The 16,836-nt window shown below is 67.7% G+C and carries 15 protein-coding genes; 5 read left to right on the forward strand and 10 right to left on the reverse strand.

Features of this window, described 5'->3' with window-relative positions; translation table 11 throughout:
• The first annotated feature begins 47 nt into the window (after positions 1-47).
• The 3 genes from IEW34_RS26940 (at position 48) to IEW34_RS26950 (ending at position 3,717) form a co-directional block, all read left to right on the forward strand.
• A complete protein-coding gene (locus tag IEW34_RS26940; protein ID WP_244642250.1) occupies positions 48-1,019 on the forward strand; it encodes an HpcH/HpaI aldolase/citrate lyase family protein in 972 nt (323 codons plus the stop codon).
• On the forward strand, positions 1,016-2,215 hold the full coding sequence (locus IEW34_RS26945; RefSeq protein WP_188612328.1) for a CaiB/BaiF CoA transferase family protein: 1,200 nt from the start codon (positions 1,016-1,018) through the stop codon (positions 2,213-2,215). The genes IEW34_RS26940 and IEW34_RS26945 overlap by 4 nt, the downstream gene beginning before the upstream one ends.
• Before the next feature lie 152 nt (positions 2,216-2,367).
• On the forward strand, positions 2,368-3,717 hold the full coding sequence (locus tag IEW34_RS26950; protein ID WP_188612329.1) for an LLM class flavin-dependent oxidoreductase: 1,350 nt from the start codon (positions 2,368-2,370) through the stop codon (positions 3,715-3,717).
• A 206-nt stretch (positions 3,718-3,923) separates the two neighbouring features.
• Here the strand turns inward: IEW34_RS26950 and IEW34_RS26955 are convergent, their stop codons facing one another.
• From IEW34_RS26955 to IEW34_RS26995, 9 genes are all read right to left on the reverse strand, one after another.
• The gene (locus IEW34_RS26955; protein WP_210324599.1) at positions 3,924-4,745 is read right to left on the reverse strand and encodes a TIGR03619 family F420-dependent LLM class oxidoreductase; all 822 of its coding nucleotides are present in this window, start codon (positions 4,743-4,745) and stop codon (positions 3,924-3,926) included.
• Positions 4,746-5,198: 453 nt separating this feature from the next.
• Positions 5,199-6,098 carry a Hint domain-containing protein gene (locus tag IEW34_RS26960; protein ID WP_188612331.1) on the reverse strand — a complete coding sequence of 300 codons (900 nt, stop codon included), beginning with the start codon at positions 6,096-6,098 and terminating at the stop codon, positions 5,199-5,201.
• Between the two features lie 211 nt (positions 6,099-6,309).
• Positions 6,310-7,749 (reverse strand): amidase, encoded by a 1,440-nt coding sequence (locus IEW34_RS26965; RefSeq protein WP_188612332.1) that lies wholly within the window; start codon positions 7,747-7,749, stop codon positions 6,310-6,312.
• Between the two features lie 34 nt (positions 7,750-7,783).
• Positions 7,784-8,758 carry an ABC transporter ATP-binding protein gene (locus IEW34_RS26970; protein ID WP_188612333.1) on the reverse strand — a complete coding sequence of 325 codons (975 nt, stop codon included), beginning with the start codon at positions 8,756-8,758 and terminating at the stop codon, positions 7,784-7,786.
• Positions 8,758-9,744 carry an ABC transporter ATP-binding protein gene (locus tag IEW34_RS26975; RefSeq protein ID WP_188612334.1) on the reverse strand — a complete coding sequence of 329 codons (987 nt, stop codon included), beginning with the start codon at positions 9,742-9,744 and terminating at the stop codon, positions 8,758-8,760. Before IEW34_RS26975 ends, IEW34_RS26970 begins: the two co-directional genes overlap by 1 nt.
• A 2-nt stretch (positions 9,745-9,746) precedes the next feature.
• Entirely contained in the window at positions 9,747-10,634 is an 888-nt protein-coding gene (locus IEW34_RS26980) for an ABC transporter permease (RefSeq protein ID WP_188612335.1), read from the reverse strand.
• Complete coding sequence (locus IEW34_RS26985; RefSeq protein ID WP_188612336.1) at positions 10,627-11,571, reverse strand: ABC transporter permease; 945 nt, start codon at positions 11,569-11,571, stop codon at positions 10,627-10,629. Before IEW34_RS26985 ends, IEW34_RS26980 begins: the two co-directional genes overlap by 8 nt.
• Positions 11,572-11,575: 4 nt before the next feature.
• On the reverse strand, positions 11,576-13,141 hold the full coding sequence (locus tag IEW34_RS26990) for an ABC transporter substrate-binding protein (RefSeq protein ID WP_188612337.1): 1,566 nt from the start codon (positions 13,139-13,141) through the stop codon (positions 11,576-11,578).
• A 150-nt stretch (positions 13,142-13,291) separates the two neighbouring features.
• A complete protein-coding gene (locus tag IEW34_RS26995; RefSeq protein WP_188612338.1) occupies positions 13,292-14,518 on the reverse strand; it encodes an aspartate aminotransferase family protein in 1,227 nt (408 codons plus the stop codon).
• A gap of 183 nt (positions 14,519-14,701) precedes the next feature.
• On the opposite strand from IEW34_RS26995, the gene IEW34_RS27000 reads away from it, so the two are divergent.
• Entirely contained in the window at positions 14,702-14,884 is a 183-nt protein-coding gene (locus IEW34_RS27000; RefSeq protein ID WP_188612339.1) for a hypothetical protein, read from the forward strand.
• A gap of 58 nt (positions 14,885-14,942) precedes the next feature.
• Positions 14,943-15,392 (forward strand): hypothetical protein, encoded by a 450-nt coding sequence (locus IEW34_RS27005; protein ID WP_188612340.1) that lies wholly within the window; start codon positions 14,943-14,945, stop codon positions 15,390-15,392.
• 48 nt (positions 15,393-15,440) lie between these two features.
• Here IEW34_RS27005 and IEW34_RS27010 read toward each other — a convergent pair whose 3' ends face one another.
• Entirely contained in the window at positions 15,441-16,538 is a 1,098-nt protein-coding gene (locus tag IEW34_RS27010) for an aromatic ring-hydroxylating oxygenase subunit alpha (protein ID WP_188612341.1), read from the reverse strand.
• Between the last annotated feature and the right edge of the window lie 298 nt (positions 16,539-16,836).

Genomic DNA, 16,836 nt, shown 5'->3' on the forward strand with positions numbered 1-16,836 from the left:
TCTTCGGGCGCGGACCGTTCCGCCCTTGAAGCCATCGGAGAATGCGCTTGATCCCGGGGAGTATCGACGGCGGCTTCAGCCGCATTCAGCGGTCGGAGCTGGCCGTGCCGGCAACCTCGACGCAGTTCTTCGCCAAGGCGGCGCGCGGCCCGGCCGATTCCCTCTTCCTCGATCTCGAGGATGCGGTGGCGCCGTCCCGCCGCATCGAGGCGCGCGCCAATGCCGTCGCCGCCTTGAACGAGGTCGACTGGGGCGCCAAGACGGTCTCGGTGCGCGTCAACGGTCTCACGACCCCCTGGGCGATCTCCGACATCATCGCCGTGGCGCGCTGTCCGCGGCTCGATATGATCCTGCTGCCCAAGGTCGAGACCGCCGGCGACGTCGAGTTCGTCGACCGGCTGCTCACGGGGCTCGAGCTGGAGGCGCCGCGCGAGCGCCGGCTCGGCATCGAGATCCTGGTCGAGACCACGAAGGGCCTCGCCAATGTCGAGCAGATCGCTGCCTCCTCGGCACGGCTCGAGGGCATCATCTTCGGTGTCGGCGACTATTCGATCGAGCTTGAGAATTTCGACACGGTGTTCGGCGCCTCCAACCCCGACTACGCCGTTCTGGCGCGAGCGGACGGCACGAGCGTGCGCCATTGGAACGACCAGTGGCACTTCGCCCTGGCGCGCATCGCCAATGCCTGCCGCGCCTACGGCCGGCGCCCCATCGACGGGCCGTTCACCAACTACGCCGATCCGGAGGGCTTCCGCGCCAGCTGCCTGCGCGCCCGGGCGCTGGGCTTCGAGGGCAAATGGGCGATCCATCCCTCGCAGGTGGAGATCGCCAACGAGGTGTTCTCGCCGACCCGGGCTCAAATCGACTGGGCCAGCGCCATCCGCGCCCGCATGGAGGCCGAGGCGGAGAAGGGTTCTGGCGCCATCGGCCTCGACGGCGTGCTGATCGACCGCGCCCACGTCAAGCTCGCCGACAAGATCCTGCGCCGCGCTGCGCTCGCCGGGACGGCGCGCCCATGAGCGATGCGCCGCTGAAGGATATCCGCGTCCTCGACATCGCGACCTTCATCGCCGCGCCGTTCTGCGGCACGGTGCTGAGCGATTTCGGCGCCGAGGTGATCAAGATCGAACAGCCTGGCGAAGGCGACTCGCTGCGCCGCTTCGGCACCATGACCGAGTGCGGCGACACGCTCGTGTGGCTGAGCGAGGCTCGCAACCGCCAGTCCGTCACGCTCGACCTGCGCACGACCGAGGGCGCCGACCTGTTCCGGCGCCTGGTCGCCGTGTCAGACGTGGTGTTGGAGAACTTTCGGCCGGGCACGCTGGAGAAGTGGGGGCTGGGCTACGACGAACTCGCCCGCATCAACCCCAAGCTGGTGATGCTGCGCGTCAGCGCCTATGGCCAGACCGGGCCGATGCGGGAGAAGCCGGGCTTCGCGCGCATCGCCCACGCCTTCAGCGGCCTCGCCTATCTCTCAGGCGAGCCCGGGCGCACGCCGGTGGTGCCCGGCTCCACCTCGCTCGCCGACTACATGAGCGGTCTTTACGGCGCCGTCGGCGTGCTGATCGCATTGCGCCATGCGGAAAAGACCGGCGAGGGGCAGGTCGTCGACATCGGGCTCTACGAGAGCATCTTCCGCATCCTCGACGAGATCGCACCCGCCTATGCCAAGTTCGGCTACGAGCGGGAGCGCATGGGGCCGGATACGGTCAACGTCGTTCCGCACAGCCACTACGAGACCAGGGACGGCGCCTGGGTGGCGCTCGCCTGCTCCAACGACCGCATGTGGGAGCGGCTGACGACGGCCATGGGCCGGCCCGACCTCGCCCAGGACGAGCGCTATGCGAGGCCCAAAGCGCGCGCCGACCGGCGCGCCGAGGTCAACGGCATCGTCGCCACCTGGGTGGGCAGCCTTCCGCTCACGGAGGTGCTGGCGGCCTGCGAGCGGGCCGAGGCGCCCTGCAGCAAGCTGCTCAGCATCGCCGACATCTTCCGCGATCCCCAATACGCCGCGCGCGGCAACCTGGAGACCGTCGAGGACCCGCGCGTCGGCGCGCTGGTGCTGCCGGCCGCCCTCCCGCGCCTGTCGCGCACGCCGGCGGCGCTCAGGAGCACCGGCCCGGCCCTGGGGAGCGACAGCCGCGCCGTGCTAGGGGATTTGCTGGGCGTCGACGGGGAGACCCTGGACGCACTCGCGGCCAAGAAGGTCATTTGAGCGTTGGCCCAGAGCGCCTTGCGATGGAGCGGAACATCCAATCGCAAGAAAAACGCTCCAGGCTCAAAGAGATTGGAGCGTTTATTTGCAACTGGATGATGCTCACCAACCGATGATGCTCACCAATTGTAAAATGCTCTAGGAGCGCGACCATGACGAACAAGAGAGAGATGGCGCTGGTCGCCTTCATCCAGGCTCAGAACTGCTCGAATCTGCCGTCCTCCTGGCGCCATCCTGAATCCAGCACCGACTTCATGAGCGCGTCTTACTATGCGAATATCGGACGAACGCTGGAGATCGGCAAGTTTCACCTCGCCTTCTTCGACGACCGCCTGGCGATCCCCGATGTCTACTCCGACGATTTCAAGGTGACGGTGAGGGAGGGCATCCGCGCCGTCAAGCTCGATCCGATGCTCTGCGCCACGGCCATGGGGCTGGCCACCACCCATCTCGGCGTCGGCGTCACCTATTCGACCACCTATTACGAGCCCTTCCACGTCGCCCGCATCTTCGCCACGCTCGACCACCTCACCGGCGGCCGGGCCGCCTGGAACGTCGTCACCTCGCTGAACGGCTCGGAGGCGGCGAACTTCGGCAGCGATGTCGTGCTCGAGCACGACCGCCGCTACGACCGCGCCGACGAATTCCTGCAAGTGGTGCGCGGCCATTGGCGCAGCTGGGACGACGACGCGCTCGTGATCGACAAGGCGAGCGGCGTCTTCGCCGACGCCGACCGCGTGCGCCGCCTCGACCATGCAGGACCGTGGTTCAAGTCGCGAGGGCCCTTCACAGTGCCGCGTTCGCGCCAGGGCGAGCCCGTGCTGATCCAGGCCGGTCAGAGCGGCCGCGGCCGCGAGTTCGCCGCCAAGTGGGGCGACCTCGTCTTCGTGATCTATCCCAGCCTGGCCATCGGCCGGCCCGCCTATCAGGCGTTCAAGGACCACCTCGACGCCATCGGCCGCGGCCGTGACACGGTGAAGGTCGCGCCGGCGGTCTACGTCATCACCGGCGAGACGCAAGCCGAGGCCGAGGACCGCCATGCCGCCCTCGACAAGCTCGCCAAGCCCATCGACGGCCTGGTGCTGCTGTCGGAGGTGCTCAACTTCGACTTCGCCGCCAAAGGCTACGACGAGCCGTTCACGAGCGAGGAGATGGACGGCATCTCCGGCCTCCAGGCGTTCCGCGACCGCGTGGTCAAGCTCAGCGGCCGCGCCAACCCGTCGCCGCGCGATTTCGTCCAGTACACCCAGCGCGGCACGCTCGCCGAATTTCCCGTCTTCCTCGGCACGCCCCATCAGGTCGCCGACCAGATGGAGGAATGGTACGGCAGCGCCTGCGACGGCTTCGTCGTCGCGGCCGGGCAGATCCCGGGCAGCTACGACGATTTCGTCAGGCACATCGTGCCCGAGCTGCAGCGCCGCGAGCTGTTCCGTGAGGAGTATACGGGCCGGACGCTGCGCGAAAACCTGGGAATACAGGCGCCGACGGCGTGCTCGCGCTAGAGCTTTTCGCCATTGGACTATGCCCCCAAGCGTAGAGAAATGCTCATAATACCTTGAATGTGGAGGGCTTCTCGCGATCGGGTGAGCTCATCCGATCGCGAAGAGTGCCAGTCTTGCTCGCCGACTGGCCACGCTAGGCATTCGCCGACGTTCCGGCGAGCGATCGCGCAGCGGTGACCCAACCAGAGCAACGGGCCACGCGGCTCTTAGCGGACCAGCTTCGCCGGTGCGTTCTGCTCCAGGAAGCTGAGATAGGCGTCGCGGTCGCGGCCCCGCATGTTGAGGTTCAGCCGGTCGACGCCGATAGCGGCATAGTCGTCCACCATCTGCGGGGTGGCCGCCATCGGAGGCGTGACACTGATCGTAAGGCGCCCCTTCGCGCGCCCCAGACCGTGGCGTTGCTGGGCTTCCGCCAGGCCTGCCAGCGAGACCTTGGTCTGCTCGATGTCGGTCGCGAACCCGAACCATTCGTCAGCGAAACGAACCGTACGCCGATATGCAGCCGGCGAGTGGCCACCGATCACCACCGGCGGGCCCTCGCGCCGTGTGGGCCGGGGATAGGCGTCTACCCCCTCGAAGCTTACGAACTCCCCGTGATAGGCGGGCGCGTCCATGCTCCAGAGCGCCTGCATGGCGGCCAGGTATTCGTCCGTGCGCTTGCCGCGGTGCTCCAGCGGCACGCCGACGGCGCGGAACTCGGGCTCGAGGTAGCCGACGCCGATGCCGAGCAAGAACCGCCCGCCCGTGAGAACGTCGACGCTGGCGACCTCCTTCGCAAGCGCCACAGGATTGCGCTGGGGGAGAAGCAGAACGCCGGTGCCCAGCAAGATTTTGGAGGTGAACGCACCCGCCCATGTCAGAGCGGGCATCGGATCGAGCAGTGGCTCGGTCGGCTCCAACGGCGACGGCCGCACGCGCGGCGCAGGCAGGCACATGTGCTCGCCAGTCCAGACCGAGTCGTAGCCGAGGTCTTCGGCCGCCTTGACGACTTCGGTCAGCAGCGAGGGATTGACGGCGATCGCGCCCATGTTGATGCCAAAGACACCTAGCTTCATCTCGCTCTCTCCCGCGCTTTTTCTCTCCCCACGACCCAACTAGCGCAAATAGGGCCGGCTCGCCAGCTGCGTCTGGGTTTCGGCTGGCGTCGAAGATCCATTCCGAATTCAAAAATCCGACCCGCACGTAACCTGATCGAGGGCCGCGGGACCCGCGGGACGCTGGGATAGGCCAAAGGCCCCCTCGTCCGCTAGGGTGCCGGCGCGACACCGAGGTCGACGATACCCACTGATGGCCGACTAAAATGATGGCGCATCGCGCGGGCGGCTGACTTTCAGCAGCGGCGCCAGCCCGGGCTATGGCGCCGGGCGACGAAAAGCTATTTATCTCAACTTCATGGCCGGACTTGACCCGGCCATCCATCGATCTGTGCGGCGCGGTCGAGTGCGTGGCGAGGAGGGTGAGCTTCACCCACCCGCCCGGGACTACGCGGCGACCGTTGGCCTTTCGGCCGCGGCCTCAATGCGCTGCCGGACCGCCGCCGGCAGTTGCCGGGCGGACTTCACGCGTGGCAGATCGATCTCGCCGGTGGCATTATCGTCGGCGCCGTACAGCGCCACGAACTCGGCGTAGTTATCGAACCGCCGCCGCGCCACGTTATCCACAAAGGTTTCGGCGGCCACGCCGTCGGCTACGACGAGATCGTGTCTGTCGAGCTCGATGTGGTAGACCACAAGGCGTTCGCCGAGTTCGGCCGGCGTCATGCGGCGGATCGTCGTGCCGTTCACCAGTGCGCCAGCCTGGACGAGCACGCCGTCGAGCAGAAGCGCGTGGTCCGAGGTAACCCGCAGGTCACGCACGGGCAGGCCCTCGCCCAGCGCGCCGGCCGAGATGAACACGGGACGACGCTCTTCCGACAGACCGAACGCAGGCATCAGCGTCTGCCGCCCTATCCACTTCACTGGAACCGCGAGGCCGTCACACGTCAGCACGAGATCGCCGATAGCGAGTTCTTCCACGGCGCGTTCGCCTTCCGGCGACATAATCATCGTTGCGGTCAGAAAGCAAAAAACCAATTCATCGAACAAAGGAGATGGTGAAAACAAATCGTATTGCTCGCTTGAAGCAAAATAAAGATCTCCACTCACGCTAAAGAACGGCTCACCCGCATCACTCAGCCCGAGATAGATGCCATCTAAGCGAGTGGAAACCTGATTTCCGCCAGGAAATGTTCTAATATTCATTATCGAAATTGGATCGCCCACGTTCAACCTGGCATCATCATGAATGTCAAACCGCACTACACCTGCGGGAATGGAGCTTATTGCCGCGCCTTCCTGGTTACTGCTGATGCCATAGTAGTGTTCGAAGATGTATGTGGCCATCGTACCCCCCTCGCGTCCAGCTCAGCCCCGATGTGCCGGCCCAAGACAAATGACCGACTTAGTGGCTCAGGCAGTTAATCTACCGGCCATCAACGCATGATGACAGAGGCCGGCGCGCGTTCCATCCGGACAATCGCCGCCCCCGCTGACCCATTCGGCGCCTCCGTGCCTCGGCATGGTCGCGGACGCGCGATCGCACAGCCCGTGCGCTTCAGCTGACGGCAACCGGCGGCCGCCGGTCCGCCCAGGGGCGCGCCTGCTCCAACAGCGCCCCCAGGCGCAGCACGTTGCCGTCGCCGTGGCGGGGACCGACGATCTGGACGCCGGTGGGCAGGCCGTCCCGACCCCAGCCCGACGGCACCGAGAGCGCCGGATGGCCGGTGAGGTTGAAGGGATAGACGAAGCCGGTCCAGTTGGGCTGTACGGGCCCGACCGCCTCGCCGTCGATCTCCACGATGCCTGCGGCGCCGTCGAAATCAGCGGCGAGCGCCGTCCGCGTCAGGGTCGGCGAGACCAGGACGTCGTAGCTCTCGAACAGGGCTTGGACGGCGCGGAACAAGCGCGTACGGGCGTTGATGGCGCGGATGTAGGCGGCAATGTCGTAGCGCTTGCCGGCGGCCACATAGGCCCTGAGCACCGGATCGGTGCGCTCGCCGAAACGCTCGACCACCGAGGCGAGGTTGTTGGCGATCGAGCAGAGGTAGAGCACGCGCTGATCCTCTGCCATCCAGTCGATCTCTGCCGTCACCTCCTCCACCTCGGCGCCGAGGCCGGCCAGCACGTCGAGGGAAGCCCGGGTGTTCGCCGCCACGTCCGCCGCCACCGCCTTGCCGGCGCAGCGGCCGAGATAGCCGATGCGCAGCCCCGCCAGGTCCTGCGAGAGCAGCCGCGGCGAGATGTGGCCGAGGGGTGGCGCGTGGGCCGTCCACGGGTCGAGGGGGTCCGCCCCGGCCATCATCGACTGCATCAGCACGGCGTCGGCGATGGTGCGCGTCAGCGGGCCGGCGGCGATGACGTTGCCGAAGGCATCGCGCGTCTCCTGGTAGGGAACGGCGCCCGTCGTGCCCTTGAGGCCGACCAGGCCGCAGCAGGCGGCAGGAATGCGCGTCGAGCCTGCCCCGTCGCTGCCCAGGCCGAGCGGCCCCAGGCCGGCGGCGACCGCCGCCGCGGCGCCGCCGCTGGAGCCGCCGGGAGTGCGCTCCAGGTCCCAGGGATTGCGGGTGATGCCGAAGAGCGGGGCGCTGGTCTGCCCCTTGATGCCGAATTCCGGCGTCGTCGACTTGCCGATGACGATGGCGCCGGCGGCCTTGAGCCTCGTCACCAACACGTCGTCGCGGTCGGGCACGTTGTCGGCGAAGGCGACCGAACCGAAGGTGGTGCGCACCCCCCGGGTCGGGATCAGGTCCTTGATGCTTACGGGCACCCCGTGCAGGGGCCCGAGCGGCCGGCCCGCGATCACCGCCTGCTCAGCCTCGATCGCAGCCGCGCGCGCCTCCTCCGCCATGACCGTGACGAAGCAGTTCAGGGCGGGCTGCAGCCGCTCGATCGCCGCCAGCACCGCGTCGACATAGTCGACCGGCGACAGCTGCTTGCGCCGGATCAGCGCGGCCATGCGCGTCGCCGGAGTGAACAGGAGCTCGGTGCTTGCCATGGGGATGTGCCTTGTCGACGGGGCAATGGAAGTCTCAGGCGGGCGGCGCGCCGTCGAGGAGGTGGCAGGCGGTCTGCCGGCCCGGCGCCGTTTCGCGCAGCAACGGTACCTCCGACCGGCAGCGCGCCATGACGTGCGGACAGCGCGTATGGAAGCGGCAGCCGGCCGGCGGCGCCAGCAGGCTGGGCACCTCGCCACCGACGACCGGCGGCCGCGCGCGCCCCGGATCGGGTCGTGGAACCGCATCCAGCAACGCCCGCGTGTAGGGATGTTGGGGTTGGGCGTAGAGCGCCTCGCGCCGCGCGCTCTCGACGATGGTGCCGGCGTACATCACCGCCACACGCTGGGCGACGGCGCGCACCACGGCCAGATCGTGGGCGATGAAGAGGTAGCTGAGCCCCATGCGCTGCTGGAGATCCATCAGCAGATTGATGATCTGCGCCTGCATCGACACGTCGAGCGCCGACACCGGCTCGTCGCAGACGACGAAGTCGGGGGCCAGGGCGAGCGCCCGGGCGATGACGATGCGCTGGCGCTGGCCGCCGGAGAATTCGTGCGGGAAGCGGTCGGCGCTGTCGCGCGGCAGCCCCACCAGCTCGAGCAGCTCGCGCACCCGGTCGTTGCGCTCGCGGCGGGAATGGGTGCCGGCGATGTCGATCGGCTCGGCGATCGAATGGCCCACCCGCAGGCGCGGATCGAGGGCGGCGTGCGGATCCTGGAAGACGAACTGCAGGCGCGCGCGCACGGCCGCCAGACTGGCGCGCCGTCCGGGGCCGGTGATGGACCGGCCGAACAGCTTGACTGAGCCGCCGGTAGGCTCCGTGAGCCCGACCAGGATGCGGCCGGTGGTCGACTTGCCCGAGCCCGATTCACCGACCAGCCCCAGGGTTTCGCCGGGGCCGATATCGAACGAAAGCTTGTGCAGGACGTGCAGCAGCACCGGTTGCCCCCGCGCGCTGCCGGCCGGAAATGCCATGTCGAGATCGCGCACCTGGACCAGCGCCTCCATCAGAGCCCCCCGGTCGCGCGGGTGCGCGGTGCGCAGCGCACCCGGTGGCGCCCCTCGATGGCGAGCAGTTCCGGCACGGCCACCCGGCAGATCGCCTCGGCGTGACGGCAGCGCGGGCCGAAGCGGCAGCCGGCGATGGCCTCGTCCGGGTCCGGTATGCGGCCGGGGATGGCGTAGAGCCGCGTGATGCCGCCCTCCAGGGCCGGCATCGAGGCCATCAGCCCTTCCGTGTAGGGGTGGCGGGGCGAGCGGAACAGCGCATCGACGGGCGCGTCCTCGACGACGCGGCCGGCATACATGACGATCACCCGGTCGGCGAACTCGGCGATCACGCCCAGATCGTGGGAGATCAGCATGACGGCCATGCCGAGCTCGGTCCTGAGCTCGCGCAGCAGCTCCAGGATCTGGGCCTGGATGGTCACGTCGAGCGCCGTCGTCGGCTCGTCCGCGATCAAGAGGCGGGGCCGGCAGGCGATGGCGATGGCGATCATCACGCGCTGGCGCATGCCGCCGGACAGGCGGTGCGGATAATCGTCGACACGCCGGGCGGCGTCGGGAATGCGGACGAGGTCGAGCAGCTCGATGGCCCGCCGCCGCGCCGTGGCGCGGTCCAGCCCCTGGTGCAGGCGCAGGGTCTCGGAGATCTGGTCGCAGACGGTGAGGACGGGGTTCAGCGACGACATCGGGTCCTGGAACACCATGGCGATGTCGCGGCCGCGGATGCGGCGCAGGTCGCGCTCCGGCGCCGTGAGCAGGTCCTGGCCGCCGAAGCGGACCTGGCCGCGGGGAAAGCGCGACGTGCCGCGGGCATGCAGGCGCAGCAGCGACAGGGCGGTCACGCTCTTGCCGCTGCCGGATTCCCCGACGACACCGACGCAGTCGCGCTCGGCGATGTCGAAGGAGATGCCGTCGACCGCCGTGGTCCAGCCGCGGTCGGTGCGGAACTGGACGGTGACGTCGTCGAGCGAAACGAGCGGCGCCGCCATGGCTAGCCCGGGCCTTTCAGGCGTGGGTCCAGGACGTCGCGCAGGCCGTCGCCCAGCAGGTTGAGACCGAGTGCCGCAAGGCTGATGGCGAGTCCAGGAAACAGCATCACCCACCACGCTTCGGTGGCGTAGTCGCGCCCCTCCGCGATGATGTTGCCCCAGCTCGCCGTCGGGGGCTGCACGCCGACGCCGAGGAAGCTGAGCGCCGCCTCGGCCAGGATCGAGTAGGCGAAGACGAAGGTCATGTGCACGAGGAGCGGACTGACGCTGTTGGGCAGGATGTGCCGCAGCATGATCCGCAGCGGGCTGGCGCCGGCGATGCGCGCCGCGAGCACATAGTCGAGCTCGCGCACCACCAGCGCCGAGGCGCGCACGAGACGGGCGCCGGCCGGGAGGTAGGCGACGGTGAGCGCGATGATGACGCTCTCCATGCGCGGCCCGAGCGCAGCGGTGATGCCGAGCGCCAGCAGGATGGCCGGGAACGACATCAGCCCGTCCATGATGCGCATCAGCAGCGCATCGAGGCTGCGGAACTGGGCGGCGAGCACACCGATGAGCGCCCCGATCACGCCGGACAGCAGTGCGACGACGAAGCCGATCCACAGGGAGACCCGGGCGCCGTAGAGCACGCGGGTCAGCACGTCGCGGCCGAAGCCGTCGGTGCCGAACGGGAAGGCTTGCGACGGCGGCCTGAAGCGCAGCCTCACCTTCATGCTGGACGGATCGATACCGGTCAGCGGCGCCAGGATCGCGGCGAACGTCAGCAGCACGAGCAGGACGAGGCCGATCTGGAAGGACCGATGGCCGACCAGCCGGCGCATGAGCCGGAAGCGCCGGCGCGGCGCCAGCGCGGCCGGTGCCGCGGGGACGGCGAGCGCCAGCTCAGTCATAGCGCACCCGCGGGTCGGCGAGCGTATAGAGCACATCGACCGCCAGGTTGATGGCGACGAAGGCGAAGCCGTAGATCAGCATCACGCCCTGAACCAGGGGGTAGTCGCGCGCCATGATGCCCTGCACCACCAGGCGGCCGACGCCCGGCAGTGCGAACACCTGCTCGATCACCACCGAGCCACCGAGCGCGGTCGACACCAGGATGCCCATGGCGGTGATGACGAGGACGAGGGCGTTGCGGAAGCCGTGCTTGCCCACCGTGACCCATTCGCTGAGGCCCTTGGAGCGGGCCGTGCGGATGAAGTCCTGGCTCAGCACATCCAGCATGGCCGAGCGCGTCATCCGGGCGAGGAAGCCGATCTGGAAGAGGGACAGCATGCTCGCCGGCAAAACGAGCGAGCGCAGCCACAGCACCGGATCCTGCGCGAACGGCACGTAGCCGCTGGAGGGGAACCAGCCGAGCACGACGCTGAACAGGATCACCGCCAGGATGGCGATCCAGAAGCCGGGGATGGAGACACCGACGAGAGCGACGGTCATGACCAGCGAGTCCACCCAGGTCTGCCGGTAGTAGGCGGCGATGGAGCCGATCAGGATGCCGACCGGCAGGGTGATGGCGAGCGACAGCCCGGCGAGGGAGAGCGTGACCGGCAGCCGCTCGCCCATGGCGGAGAGCACGCTCTGGTTCAGCATCAGGGAGGAGCCGAACTCCCCCTGCGCCAGGCGCAGCAGCCAGATGCCGAGTCTTTCCAGAAATGGTCGGTCGAGCCCGAGGCTATGCCGCACGGCGGCGATCGCCTCGGGCGAAGCCTGGTCGCCGGCGATGACCACGGCCGGATCGCCCGGCAACAGGCTCATCAGCAGGAAGGCCAGAATCGAGACGACGAGGATCACCGGCGCCGCCTGCAACAGCTTTATCGTGATGAGCCGAAGCATCGGATCAGTCCAGATACAGATCCCACAATTGCAGGATCCCGGGATAGTCGGACTGGTTCTTCAACCGCTTCGCATAGCCGGCGAGGCGCCCGGAATCGGCGATCTTGATCATGTAGGCGTTGCCCAGCACCTGCTGTTGGATCTTCAGCCAGGCGGCACGCCGCTGATCCAGGTCCGGGGCGGCGAAGAACTCCTTGTAGGCGCCGTCCAGCGCGTCGTTGCCCTTGATGCTGGGGAACGCATAGATCATCGGCCGCCACTGCTGGGGACCCAGGATGTGATCGGGGCCGAACAGGGTGGTCGACAGGTTCCACTCGCCGGTGCCCTGCTGCATGTGGGCCGCGTTGGTGGTCCAGTCCACCACCTTGAGGTCCACGTTGACGCCGGCAGCCTTGAGTTGCTCGGCGACGACCAGCATGGTGGTGCGCATCCACTGATAGTTGCTGTTGGTCTCGATGATCAGTTTCTCGTTCTTGTAGCCGGCTCGCTTCAGCAGCTCCGCCGCCTTGGCGGGGTCCTTCTGGTCGTACCAGGGGGTCGGCGCCGTCTCGCCCAGGTAATAGGGCGTGTTGGGGAACGACATCCACGGGTTGGCCTTGTTGATGCCGCCGGTGGCATCGGTGATCTCCCCGATGTCGATCGCCGCAGCGAGGGCCTGGCGGATCAGAACGTTGGCCGTCAGCCCGTACTGCGAGTTGACGATGATGTAGGTTCCGCCGACCGGAAACACCTGGCGGACGGCAAGATCGCCGCGCTCTTCCACCCGCCCGCGCAGCTCGGTCGGGATGGTGGACGCGAGTTGCACCTCTCCGGTCTGCAGGGCGGCGATCCGGGTCGTCGCCTCGGGTATGAAGCGGTAGCGCGCCGCATCGAGATAGACGGTCTTGCGCCCGCCATAGCCGTCCCGCCCCGCCGCGCTGGTGTCGGGCGCATAGCCGTCGAAGCGCTTGATGACGAGATGGCTGTCCTTGACCCACTCACTGAGCGCGAACGGGCCGGTGCCGACCACGTCGATTTCGCGGGCCGCCTTGTCCTTCTGCGCCGCCGGCAGGATCATGAACGGAAAGATCGGCGTCTTGAGCACGTCGAGCAGGACGACGTTCGGCTGCTTGAGGCGGATGATGAAGGTATAGGGGTCGGGCGCCTCGTAAGCCTCGACGTCGGCCAGGTTCTTGGCGTTGGGGCTGACACGCTGGTAGCGCTCGAGCGAGGCCTTGACGTCGGCCGCGGTCATCTCCTCGCCGCTATGGAACTTGACCCCGCGCCGGAGCTCGAAGGTGTAGGTCCGGGCATCGTCCGACGCCGTCGCCTTGGCGGCCAGCATCGGCCGGGTGGCGTTCTGGTTGTCGAGGGCGACGAGGCCTTCGAAGAGGTTATGGATGACCTCCAGCTCAACCGCGCTCGACGAGACGTGCGGATCGAGCGTGCCGGGGCCCGACACGGTGGCATAGACCAGGGTGCCGCCGCGCTTGGGCTCCGCCGAGGCGGGCGAGATGCCGAGCGGCAGCGCCGCCAGGGCGCCCAGCGCCAGGCCGTTGCGACAAAAGTCCCGCCGTCCGATCATGGTCATCTCGCGCGCCCTCGCCTGCGCCCGGGGCTCGCGCCATCGATGGCGTGCGCGCCCCGCGCCGATTGCGGTGAGGATGCCCGTCGGCCTAGGGCCGGCAGAGCATCGATATATCATGCATAATCAAGTTGCGTGCCATCTCGCCGGCCCGGCTCACGCCGCCGCCAGCGCGGCGAGCGCCTCCCGGGTGGCATCCAGGGCAAAGTCGATGTCGGCCTCGGTGTGCGCCGCCGACAGGAACATGTTGTGGCGCGGGTGCAGGTAGACCCCGCGCCGCAGCGCCTCCACGGTGAAGCGGTCGCCCTTGGCGCCTTCCGGGTCATCATCGAACAGCAGCGTCGGCATCTGCGGCGGCCCGCTCTGGCGCACCCCGATGCCGGCGGCCACCGCCTGGGCGGCGATGCCGTCGCGCAGGCGCTGGCCCATGGCACGCATATGCGCCGGCCCGTCGACCGCCTCGAGCACGTCGATGGTGGCGAGGGCCGCGGCCATCGATACCGCCCCGCACCAGAAAGAGCCGGTGACGAAGATGCGCGAGGCGGCGTCGCGGAAGCGATCGTTGCCGGTCACCGCTGCCAGTGCGTAGCCGTTGGCGATCGCCTTGCTCCAGGCGCTGAGATCGGGCTGCACGCCGACGAGATCCCAGCTGCCCCGCAGGGTGAGGCGGAAGCCGGCCCGCACGTCGTCGAGGATCAGTGCGGCTCCGGCCGCGTCGCAGAGCTCGCGCGCCCGCCGCGCGAAGACCGGGTCAGGCAGCTCCTGGTCGAACCCGTAGTCGTGCCGGAAGGCCGAGACGACGATGCCGGCCAGATCCTGGCCGGTGGCTTCGACGGCCGCCTCCAGGCTCGCCGCATCGTTATAGGTGAAGGTGATGAGATGGGCGCGATCCTCGGCGGTGACGCCCAGCGGATAGGGCGAGCACCAGGGCACGGCGCCGTGGTAGGCGCCCTTGGCGACGAGGATCTTGCGCCGTCCGGTGGCAGCGCGCGCCAGGGTCACGCAGGTGGTGGTGGCGTCGGTGCCGTTCTTGGCAAAGAGCGCCCAGTCGGCGTGGGGAATGAGCCCCACCAGCCGCTCCGCCAGCTCGACCATGCGCTCCGAAGGGCCGTTCAGGCAATCGCCGGCCGCCATCTGGCGCTGCACGGCCTCGGTCACCACCGGATGCTGGTGACCCACGACGATCGGGCCCCAGCTGCACATGAAGTCGACATAGCGGCGCCCGTCCACGTCCCAGAGGTGACATCCCTCCCCTCGCGCGAAGAACTGCGGATAGCCCGCCGGCAGGCCTTCGCTGCGCATATGGCCGAACATGCCGCCGGGGATCACCCGCCGGGCGCGGGCGCGCAGCTGCTGGTCCGGCGTTTCGACCTGGGCGTTCATGGCTCGTCCCCGATGACCGACTGACGAACGTATAGGATATATTCTTCGAGTCCAGGGTGGTTGTCCTCACCTCATGCACCATTGCCGGGCAGCCTCGACGACACCGTGCCGATGAAAGATGCGACGGGCCGGATACGAAGCCGGCATGGGGTCTGTTCGCGCGGAAAATGAAGCGACAAGCGGGTGCGAGCCTTCGGATCGTCGCTGATCGGCATCTTCGTGATGCACCCCCATCGGCTCGACCATGAAGACAACGGGCTGATGATGCGGGTCAACGTCATCGCCGCCGTCTCCACCTACGCGGTGGCGGTGCCGAATTCGCCCGGCAAGCCGACCGAGGTTCCATCTCTACGACGCCAACAGTGACAAGCTGGTCGCGACCGTCGTTCTCTTCCTGGGCTGCGGTGGCGAGGTCAGCGTCGCCATGGGCGTCGTGGATGGCGACGGCGTGCTCGATCTGGTGGTCGGCTCCGGCAACGAGCATGCCCCCGAGGTCGTCATCTACGCCGGCAAGAGCACGGACGGAAGCGGCGCCTTCGCCCCCTTCGGCGCAGATATGCGCGGTGGCGTCAGCGTCGCCGCGGCGCAGATCGACCGCAGCACGGCGGACAACATCGTGCTCGGCTCCGGCCCCGGCACCGCCGGTGAGGTGCGCGTGTACGGCTTCGGCATTCCGGCCGCCTCCGGCCAGGCACCGCCGCTGTTCGCGTCGTTCAAGCCCAATGGCGATCGCTCCGGCGTCAGCCTGGCGACCGGCTTCGTCGACTACGCCACCGGCCGCACCGACATCGTCACCGCCCCAGGCCCCGGTAGCCCGAGCGAGGTCAAAGTGTTCGCCTCCCGCTGGGGACTGACGCGCAAGCGCGAGGGATAACGCCGACGCGGGTCCGGGCCCGCATCCACCGTCCGGGTCGCAGCGCTTTCAGTCAGCAGCGACGCTCGACGGCCGTAGGTCGCCGACGACGTCGGCATAGTTCTCCTCGAACCAGCCGATGCGCTCTTCCTGCCTGCCGAGGATCGGCGGGCGATCGAGTTGGTGGACGATCGCCTGCATATGTTCGCAGACGGCATTGTCTTCCTTGAAGATCTTTCGAGTCATGAGCTGCGCACTGCGGAGGATGATCGGCAACTTCAGCCGGCGCACCAGCGCTCGCGAACGGCTCTGATCGGCCGCGGGGCGAGGATAGTCCTGGATGATCATGAACAGCCTCGTGCGATCGTGCGCGACCGGCACGTATTGCATGATGCCTGCCAGGCAAGCCGATCCGATGGGCGAGACACTCGCCACAAGATTTGGAAAGAACTGCATGATCCGATAACCGTCGGGCTGGAACGTGCCGTTGCGGCAATCCTCGACCATCTTCTGCAGCGCCTTCTCATCGGCGTTGTAAAAATAGGCGCTATGGCGTCCAAAGCGATAATATTTGACGACCTCTTGAGGCAAGTAGCCGTTCTTGCCGAATGTAGAGGGATGCACAGCAACGATGTGATAGTCATCGAGAGAAATATGGTGGCCCAATCGCCAGTTGGCTTTCAGCTCGGTCGACCAGATGTAGGGCGACCGGCCTTCGCTCCAAAGCGAGCGCAAGATATCGAAGCCTGGTCCGAGATATGTCTCAAGCGGCTCGTGGAAGCGCTCGTTCGGGAAGCGTGCAAAGATCAGGATTCCGCAGTTGGCGACGTCGAGCGTCCGCAATCGCGCATTTAGCTCACGCGGCGAGGCACCGAACATCTCGTTGCACTTCGGAATACCCAGGGCGCGACCGTGCTGATCGTACTGCCAGTGGTGAAAGCCGCAGCGAATCGGGCCATTGCCCTTGTCCTCGGTGCGCAGCGGATGGCCACGATGCACGCACACATTCTCGAAGCCACGAAGCCCGTCTTTGAACCGTTGCACGAAGATCGAGCGGCCGCCGAGCGTCGACCGGAACCACTCCCCCTCCCGCTCAACGCTGGTGGTCAGGCCGACGAGCTGCCAGATCTTGCCGATCTCGGCCTGTTCCCGCCAGAAGTCGTCCATGCTCCTCATGGCCTGGGACCAGACGGCGGGGCGAGGCGCCACGAACATACCCGCGTCCTGCAACGCGACCTCCTCGGCATGGGCGATTGACGGCCCCGACCGGAGGCAGTTCCAACATCGCTATCACGAGGCATGAAACCTGTGACGAGCTTAAGTTTGTCCGGCGCCTCCTCCTTTCGGACGAGGGGATCGCCCGAAGACTATCCCAATGCCTCGTCCAGACGATGCCGATGGCGCCCGGAATGCCCCTTGGCGGCGGATCGGCGGTTGCGCCCGGTCGGCCCGATCCGCCACCGCC

The organism is Chelatococcus reniformis, from assembly GCF_014640075.1.
Classification (GTDB): Bacteria; Pseudomonadota; Alphaproteobacteria; order Rhizobiales; family Beijerinckiaceae; genus Camelimonas; species Camelimonas reniformis.